We start from the raw sequence: 8714 nt of genomic DNA, 5'->3' as shown, positions 1-8714 counted from the left end.
AAGTCGTAACAAGGTAGCCGTAGGGGAACCTGCGGCTGGATCACCTCCTTTCTAAGGATTCTTAGAAATAGGTAGCGTCGGGTGACCGACAATACTGAATCCGTGGAAACGACACTCGCAACCACTCAACAGAAAACATCGTCTACGGGCGAGACTCTATCACCTTTTGGTCTACGAAGACCCTTCCTGGCGTGTCGCCTGCCAGGAAGGGTTTTTTCGTGCTCGCACAGAATGTAGCGGATCACTGATGCGACCTCGCCACTGTGATAAATCCTCTTGTGCTGATTTCAGGCTGCGTCGATCAATCGAAGTTTGTCCGGATGAGCCGTTCGGGATAATCGTTGGTTGAAAGAAGCCTAGGGCTTTCCCTGGTTGTGATCTGTTACTTTTCCAACTGTGCCGATCGCCGGTTTAGACGAAGCGAATTGTCAGTGGGTATTTCCAGACTTCACCTTGGTTGGCTTTGATGCCACCGATGATAGGGAAGACGAAGCTTAAGACGGCGAGTACCAGGAAGCCTAGGAACCCGATGCCAACCACGATCAGAATCGTGCATAGGATGCTGAAGAGGAATTCGGTTATTAGCCAGTTTGTGACGTTGCTCCCGTGCGCGTCCAGGGATGGGATTTCTTCTTTCTTGAGTTGCCAGATCACGATCGGGGCGAGGAATCCAACAATTGGGATGACGTATCCAGCGAATTGCGAGAAATGCAAGATCATCGCCCAGGTGTTCGCATTGGGGTCTTGTTCGTATTGCATATTGGTTTTCTTTCAGCGTGGAATGGATCGGTTCAATTAGACAGGCTGTCATTCGTCTCCGATCAGGCGCTTGGATAGAAAAAGCGTTTCGCCAAGCTCCGAATTCAACTCGGTTCCGGCGAATCCGTTCTTCGAGTACAGCGAACGTGCAGGTTGATTACCGCGGTAGACTTCGAGGGTCACTTTGCAGCATTTTCTTTCGTTTGCCAGATCGGTGATTGCCTGCATCAGCATCGAGGCAACTCCTTTTCCCCGATGCGGTGCGCTGACCATAACATCGTGCACATTCAAAACGGGAGCGGCGGCAAAGGTGGAGAAGACTTCAAAGCAGTTTGCCAATCCAATCGCTTCGCTCCGGTGATCGGGATGATTGATCATCGCGAAAAGTGAGACCGCATTGGGTCTCTGAGCCAATTCAGTGGCAACACGTTGTTGAGCCCGTTTGCTCAATCCGGGGCTTCCGATAGCTGGATCGTTTGCGTATTCCGAAAGCAATCTCAGCAAGGATTGGCGATGTGGTTCGTGCGTGTAGTCGACTCGAAGGATTTCGATGTCCATTTCGGATTGCTCTGAGTCGGTAGTGGATTGTGTTTCCATCGACATAAGGAAGCGGATTCCGGAGGAACGCGGTTGAAATCGTTCGGATCAAAACCAACCCATCAGTCGCACGGCTGCAATGGCCGTGAATCCCAGAAGAATGGCGTTGAACCAGGTTTGAGAAACTCGTGTGACGAGCCATTTTCCGGACAACATTCCAATGGGAATCATCGGTGCCAGTGCAGCTCCGACTAACAATGTATCGGGTGAGATGAGCCCAAGGTTGTAGCTCAAGGGGAGCTTCAGAACGTTTAAAACCAAGAACAGCCAAGCGCTCGTTCCAATCAGCTCCCACTTTGGCAGGCTAACAGCGATCAGGTAGAGCGCTACCACGGGCCCCGCCGCATTGGCCAACATCGTTGTTAGACCTGCGAGCAACCCGAGGAATACCGAGAACCAGACTTGATGCGGGAATTTCTCGAACATCTTTGGTCTGAGTAGCCGTGCGGCTTGGACCGCGGTCAGCGTCAGGATGATTCCGCCGACAAGTGTCTTGAAGTATTCAGGATTCAGCCGGTCCATCATTGCCCAGGCGATCAAGATGCCCACCAACGTGGGTGGAAGCAATCGTCGGACATGTGACCAATCCGCTTTTCGTCCGAAGAATCCGATGGCGCAAAGATCGCCAACCACAAGCATCGGAAGCAGGACACCGGTCGATTCCAAAGCTCCAAACACAAAGGCAAATAGCACGACATGCAGCATGCTGATGCCTGGGAAGCCAGATTTTGAAAACCCAATGCCGGTCGCTCCCACTGCCAACAGTGCGATTTGGTCTGGAGTGAGGGATGAAAGCATTGAATTTTGTGTGAATCGAAGGTCGTACGGGTCCGTCGTTGAGATTGCGAGTATCTACAATGTGTCCGGGTTCACGAACCCCACCCACCTGCCGACTCCGGTCCCCGCCTCAAATTCCCACCCACAACGACAGGAAGAACCATGGTTCGTCCGTTGGATGCATCTGTTCGGTCAATCCGTTTCATCGGCATTTGGTTGATCGCCTGTTTCGTTGGGAGCGGCCTTGATCACTCAGTTGCGACGGCAGACGAGAAAACTCCAAAGGCTCCAGCGTCGGAACCAGCATCGACTTCGTCGTTGTTGATCGGAAGTGCGCAACGAGACATCACTCCACCGATGGGTTTTCCGATGTCGGGCTATTTTCACGAGCGGTTGGCGACCGATACTCGAGACCCGCTTTTCGCGAAGGCGGTGGTGTTCGAGCAAGGCGGCACAACGGTTGTTTGGGTCGTTTGCGACTTGGTTGGAATCACTCGTGATTTGTATGAAGAAGTGGTTCGGAGATCGGAATCGTTGCACGGGATCCCGTCCAAGAACCACATTCTGTCCGCGACGCACTCGCACACTGCCCCCGACTACAAAGCTCACCTGGTTCGGCATCTTCGCGGTGAACTGAACGAAAACGAAAAAGGGAACGCAGGTTCTCCTTACGCGGCAGATTTGATCGATGGGATTGTCGGTGCGATTGGAGATGCAATATCGAGTAAACGGGCTGCAAAGCTTTTGGCTGGCAATGCAACTCAGACCGTGCCGGTTTCTTTTAACCGCCGGTCGGTGATGAAAGACGGCAGCATTCGTACTTGGCAAGGAGAATCCAATCCGAATCGACTTCGCGTCGCCGGTCCGATTGATGATCAGTTGGGCGTTATCGCTGTCGTTGATTCTGAAAACAATCGACCGTTTGCGATTTGCAGCAGCTATGCGTTGCATTTGGACACGGTGGGGGGCACCCGATGGAGTGCGGACTACCCCGCGTTGATGCAGCGAGCAGTGGCTGAAAGCTTTGGCGATGATGTGCTGTCTATTTTCGGTGCCGGCACCTGTGGTGACATCAATCACTCTGACCCATCCCGAAAAGAACGCAATTCGTGTGAGTTTATCGGGCACGCGTTGGGTGAGACGCTGGTCGAAGAAGCTCGTTCAATCATGGCGGAGTCTATTGAGACACCGTCAGACGCAACTCCGCAATTAAAATATCGCCACGCGGTGGTGCCGTTGCCGTTGCAAACACCGACGAAGCAAAGCATCGCGAGAGCAAAAGCGTTGATCCCACGTGCTCGAGAGGGCGAAAAGATTGGATTCGAAGACCTGGTCGCCGCGAATCGCGATGTCCAATTGGATCGGTTGAGAAACAATCCAGCGTGGATCGACGCCGACGATCCCGCAAATGTTTGGCCGATGATCGCTTGGAAAGGCGTGGGCGATCATCTGCCCGTTGATGTTTCCACGATTACCTTGGGGGATGAGTTGGCCATCGTCTTCCTGCCCGGAGAGGTTTTTGTTGACTTGGGGTTGGCGATCAAACGACACTCGCCATTCAAAACGACGCTGGTGATTGAATTGTCCAACTGTGTTGAAACCGCTTATCTGCCGACGCACGCGGCGTATGCGCAAGGCAGTTACGAAGTCATTAATTCCCGAACGAAACCTGGATCGGGTGAGAAGTTGGTTGCCGCCGCACTCTCTTTGTTGCGAAGTGCTGCTGCCGACGATGCTCCTGCAAAATACGAAACACTTTCTGAACTGACTGCCCGATGATTCTTACTTTGAAGACTTTCCTCATGCGAATGCATCTGCCGGTGCCGAATTTTCTGGCCGGACTGTTTGTTGTTTTTTGGTGCGTTGCGGGACTGGCTTCCGTCTCGGCACAAGAACCCGCTGCCGATGATCCTGATCTGGAACTGCAGGGCGAGTACGTCGCGGAAGAAACTGGCGTCCAAGTCATCGCAATCGGGGACGGCGAGTTTGACGTTGTGATTCACGAGGGTGGTCTGCCCGGAGCTGGTGCGAAGCCTTCGCCTCGAAAAATTGAGGCGGATGAAGATGTGCTTTTGGGTCTGTTCGATTCGATGAATCTGCGACGGGTCGAACGCGTCAGCAGCACGATGGGCCGGACCGCTCCCGCGAAAGCTTCTGTTCTGTTCGATGGAACGAAGGAATCCGCGGAAGCGAACTGGGAAAACGGTCGCGTCAGTTCCGAAGGTTGGTTGATGCAAGGGACAACGAGCAAGCAGAAATTCCAAGACTACACGTTGCACTTGGAGTTTCGGACGCCGTTCATGCCCAAGGCAAAGGGCCAACAGCGTGGCAACAGCGGTGTCTATCACCAAGGCCGTTACGAAACTCAGGTGCTGGATTCGTTTGGATTGGAGGGACTCGATAACGAATGCGGTGCGATTTACACCGTCAGTGCTCCCGCGGTCAACGTTTGCTATCCGCCAATGCAGTGGCAGACATACGATGTTGATTTCACGGCGGCGCGATTCGATGACGCAGGGAAGAAGGTCACTGATGCTCGAATGACCGTTCGTTTGAACGGAGTCATTGTTCAGAACAATGTTGTTGTGCCGAATGCGACTCGGGGCGCGAAATTGAAAGAGGGGCCCGAGCCGGGACCCATCTATTTGCAAGATCACGGGAACCAGGTTCGATACCGAAACATTTGGGTTTTGCCACGAGACGCGGAACGCGAAGCCAAGCGTCCAATTGTTTCCGGATTTGAACGTTTCGTTGGCACCGATGCGTTGCCGATGGCCGATGCGGGCGAAGTTTTGATCGACAACTTGGCATGTGGAGCGTGTCATGCAGCAGGAACATCGATGTTGCCCCCGCAGAGCGGTCCCGATTTGTCGCAGGTGTTCGGGCGAGTTCGCGCTGACGCCATCGTTGACATGATCGCTGATCCTCACGCTACTAAACGTGGCACAACGATGCCTGATCCATGGCCAGGAATGGAGGCGGCCGAACGACGGGAACATGCAAAAGAAATCGCGAGCTATCTGCATTCGATCAACGATCAACCACTTGAAGATCGAATCGTCAGTGACAAGCTCGCTGATCGCGGCGAAAAGCTTTATCAAAAAGTGGGGTGTGCAGCCTGTCACTCGGCCGATCCCGCCAGTCCCAGTCCGATGTCGGTTCCGCTGGGCAAGCCACATCGGAAATACACGTTGCCGTCTCTGACGAAGTTCTTGAAAACGTGCAACCAACTTCGTCCGGGCTTGCGAATGCCAGCGATGGTTGGCACCGACGAAGAAATCATGGCGGTCGCGGCTTACCTGACTCGTGTGGTCACGGTGGGAGAAACCGCGGATGCATTCACCCGAACTGTTTACCACGGTTCATGGGATCAACTGCCAACGTTTGATTCGTTGGAACCAGTCTCCGAAGATCGAGTCAGCGGTCTGAAGTTCGATGACCTGAAACGAAGAAACAATTTCGCGATCGTTTACGAAACCGATTTGCATGTGAACTCGGACACCAAGTTGACTTTCTACTTGGCCAGCGACGACGGCAGTGCACTCGAAATTGATGGGCATCGATTGGAGAACGATGGGATCCATCCTCACAAAACGGTCAAAGCCGAATACGAGTTGAAGGCCGGAGTCTATCCAGTTCGCGTGGAGTACTTTGATGGTGGAGGACAAACGTCGCTGAGCTTGGAAGTGGAAAGCGATTCCTTTGCTCGCGATGACATTGCCTACTGGGTCAGCAACACCGTCGGTGGAAAGCCGTTGGATTTGTTGCCAAGCGAATTTGCGGCGGACTCTTCTTTGATCGAAAAAGGAAAGCGGCAGTTCTATTCCGCCGGATGTGCCAATTGCCACTCGGTGGGTGAAGAGAACGCTTCCGATTTGCAATTCGTTCAAGCACCCGCGTTGGATCAGGCGAGCGAAGGGAAGGGCTGTTTGGCGGATGAAGTTTCCGCACCTGCAGTCAACTTTGCGTTGGGAGCTTCGCAGACTTCCGCGATTGAATCGGCACTGAAACGCCGACGCTCGGGACAACGTCCCAAGGTGACTGACGCTCGGCGTGTTCACATGACGATGGTGGGACTGAATTGTTATGCTTGTCACCAACGCGATGGTGTCGGCGGACCCGAGTTGTCGCGTGACGAGTCGTTTGTGTCGACGGTTCCCGAGATGGGATTGGAAGGCCGTTTGCCCCCGCAATTAACGGGTGTTGGGGACAAATTGAATCCGCAAACAATCACCGATGTCTTGAATCACGGTGCCAACCTTCGCAGCTACATGGGCACGCGAATGCCGGCGTTTGCATACGAGCCGCTGCGAGACTGGCATGCTGCGGTGGGGCGTTTGGACAAGGATCCGACGGTTGAAGAAGCGGACACCGCCGCCAGTGAATCGACGATCGTTTCCAACGGTCGCGAGCTTTGTGGGAACGACGGATTAGCGTGCATCAAGTGTCATAGTTTCGGTGGAGACACCGGAGGCGGTTTGGGTGCGATTGATCTTTTGACGATGCCCAAACGACTTCGGTACGAATGGTTTCAACGCTATTTGCAAAACCCAACGCTGTATCGACCTGGCACTCGAATGCCGAACAGTTTTGTGGATGGCAAGTCCGCGATCACCACAATTGAAGACGGGGACCCGGTCAACCAAACCGACGCCATTTGGAAGTATCTGTCGCTTGGCGACAAAGCCAAAGAACCTGTGGGGCTGAAGCAGGATGCGATTGTTTTGCAGCCGACCGAGCAAGCACTGCGGATCTATCGCAACTTCTTTACTGGGGTCAGTGCACGCGGAATCGGGATCGCCTTCCCAAACAAAACCAACCTGATTTGGGATGCTGAGCAAATGACGTTGGCTCGGGTTTGGAGGAATGGCTTCTTCGATGCGTCGATGCACTGGCGTGGCCGGGGGCAAGGTCGCCAGGAACCTCTTGGGGATGCGGTCGCGATTCTGGAGGGGCAGTCAACGTTGGCGCAGCTTCCAAGCATCGCTGCAGCTTGGCCGGAGAAGTCGGCGAGAGCTCGTGACTTCCGTTTTGGCGGGTATCAATTGAGTGGCGGCGAAACCATCACCATTGGGTTTGCTCAAGGTGATTTGAAAGTGGAGGACACGATTTCATCGCAAACGCCGGCTGGTGAGAAACAATCGCCTCGACTGAGTCGAACGTTGACGATTTCGGTTCCTGCCGCGAATGGCAGCGAGCAGTGGGTGTGGCAACCGACCGACCAGCCCATGGAACTCGTGGAAGAATCGAAGGGCACGCAAGTTTTCCGAGTAAGCAACCAAACGAGTTTGCAGATTCAAGGCATACGGCTTGAGCAAGTGACGGTGGATGGCAAAGCGATTTGGCGTGCTGGTTTGCCGGCCGGGGAAGCATCGACGATCCAGCAGACAATTGCTTGGTGATGAATCTCCGACGCGTTGCTTTGAATTGACACTTTTGCCACCGAACTTTTAATTGATTACCTGAACGATGAACTTCATGCGAATTCGATTTTTGGCCAGCTTGGTTTTGCTGTTGAGCTTTGTCTCAGCGACCCAGGCGGATCAACCGAAGGAAAGCGACTACTACACGATCACGACCTTCGAAACACCGGAGGGCGAGGTCATCGAAGCGTGCGGCTTTGAATGGATGGAAGACGGTCGATTAGCGGTGTGTTCCCGCCGAGGTGACATCTTCATGATTGAGAATCCACTCGCTGAAAAAGTGACCGCGGATCAATTCAGCGTGTTCGCTCGCGGGCTGCATGAACCACTCAGCTTGGCCGAACAAGACGGATGGTTGATCGCGACTCAGCGTCCCGAGATCACCCGATTGAAAGACACCGATGGCGATGGTGCGGCGGATGTTTTTCAAACGCATGCCGACGGATGGGGCGTGTCGGGTGACTACCACGAGTACGCGTTTGGATCGAAACTCGATGCCAACGGTGACATGCTGATCACGTTGTGTTTGACCGGGTCGTTCAGCAGCAAAGTTCCGTTTCGGGGTTGGGCGATGAAGGTCACTTCGGACGGCCAAACCATTCCGTATTCCAGCGGCGTGCGCTCGCCCGGTGGGATGGGGACCGATTCGAACGGCAATGTTTTCTACACCGACAACCAAGGTCCTTGGAACGGAACGTGTGGTCTAAAAGTGCTGCGGGAAGGCAAGTTCATGGGCCATCCCGGCGGTTGGGATTGGTATGACGATGCACCGAACATGGGCAAGCGTCCTCAAGAGCCTGAAAGCGGCAGTCGCATCTTGACCGAAGCGGCCAAGATCCCAGAACTGGTCCCGACGGTGGTCATGTTCCCCTACAACAAGATGGGAAAGAGTGCATCAGGCATCGTTTGCGATCAGTCAGGTGGCAAATTTGGACCGTTTGAAAACCAATTGTTCGTGAGCGATCAGTCGCAGAGCACGGTCATGCGAGTCGACCTAGAAGAAGTCGATGGCGTCTGGCAGGGCGTTTGTTTTCCTTTCCGACGAGGGTTTGCCTCAGGCAATGTCGGGATGGAGATGGCTCCCAACGGATCGATGTTTGTTGGCGGGACCAACCGTGGTTGGGGATCAACCGGGCCGCGACCATTCGCGGTCGAACG

General features: G+C 54.0%; 6 protein-coding genes. 3 read left to right on the top strand and 3 right to left on the bottom strand.

Annotated elements, in window-relative coordinates; all coding sequences use genetic code 11:
• Nucleotides 1–411: 411 nt before the first annotated feature.
• Genes B2R17_RS08820 through B2R17_RS08810 form a run of 3 tightly spaced genes read right to left on the bottom strand, consistent with a single transcriptional unit; the run spans nucleotide 412 to nucleotide 2154 of the window.
• Nucleotides 412–759 (bottom strand): DUF4870 domain-containing protein, encoded by a 348-nt coding sequence (locus B2R17_RS08820; protein WP_286763697.1) that lies wholly within the window; start codon nucleotides 757–759, stop codon nucleotides 412–414.
• Between the two features lie 48 nt (nucleotides 760–807).
• Nucleotides 808–1362: a GNAT family N-acetyltransferase gene (locus B2R17_RS08815; protein ID WP_286763696.1), complete on the bottom strand. Its 555-nt coding sequence runs from the start codon at nucleotides 1360–1362 to the stop codon at nucleotides 808–810.
• Nucleotides 1363–1404: 42 nt separating this feature from the next.
• A complete protein-coding gene (locus tag B2R17_RS08810) occupies nucleotides 1405–2154 on the bottom strand; it encodes a sulfite exporter TauE/SafE family protein (RefSeq protein WP_286763695.1) in 750 nt (249 codons plus the stop codon).
• A gap of 348 nt (nucleotides 2155–2502) precedes the next feature.
• Between B2R17_RS08810 and B2R17_RS08805 the strand changes: the two genes are divergently transcribed.
• The 3 genes from B2R17_RS08805 to B2R17_RS08795 all read left to right on the top strand — a co-directional run.
• Nucleotides 2503–3912, top strand: a complete 1410-nt coding sequence (locus B2R17_RS08805; RefSeq protein ID WP_286763694.1) for a neutral/alkaline non-lysosomal ceramidase N-terminal domain-containing protein — start codon at nucleotides 2503–2505, stop codon at nucleotides 3910–3912.
• Nucleotides 3913–3935: 23 nt separating this feature from the next.
• The gene (locus B2R17_RS08800) at nucleotides 3936–7535 is read left to right on the top strand and encodes a family 16 glycoside hydrolase (protein ID WP_286763693.1); all 3600 of its coding nucleotides are present in this window, start codon (nucleotides 3936–3938) and stop codon (nucleotides 7533–7535) included.
• A gap of 67 nt (nucleotides 7536–7602) precedes the next feature.
• On the top strand, nucleotides 7603–8714 hold a 1112-nt coding region (locus B2R17_RS08795), incomplete at its 3' end, for a DUF7133 domain-containing protein (RefSeq protein ID WP_286763692.1).

This window comes from Rhodopirellula sp. UBA1907 (genome assembly GCF_002337565.1).
GTDB lineage: Bacteria > Planctomycetota > Planctomycetia > Pirellulales > Pirellulaceae > Rhodopirellula > Rhodopirellula europaea.
This window is presented reverse-complemented; position numbering and strand designations above follow the sequence as displayed.

Bases quoted from the DNA above. Each gene is read 5' to 3' on its own strand.
- B2R17_RS08820 (WP_286763697.1), bottom strand. From the start codon at position 759: ATGCAATACGAACAAGACCCCAATGCGAACACCTGGGCGATGATCTTG.
- B2R17_RS08800 (WP_286763693.1), top strand. From the start codon at position 3,936: ATGCGAATGCATCTGCCGGTGCCGAATTTTCTGGCCGGACTGTTTGTT.
- B2R17_RS08815 (WP_286763696.1), bottom strand. From the start codon at position 1,362: ATGTCGATGGAAACACAATCCACTACCGACTCAGAGCAATCCGAAATG.
- B2R17_RS08805 (WP_286763694.1), top strand. From the start codon at position 2,503: ATGTCGGGCTATTTTCACGAGCGGTTGGCGACCGATACTCGAGACCCG.
- B2R17_RS08810 (WP_286763695.1), bottom strand. From the start codon at position 2,154: ATGCTTTCATCCCTCACTCCAGACCAAATCGCACTGTTGGCAGTGGGA.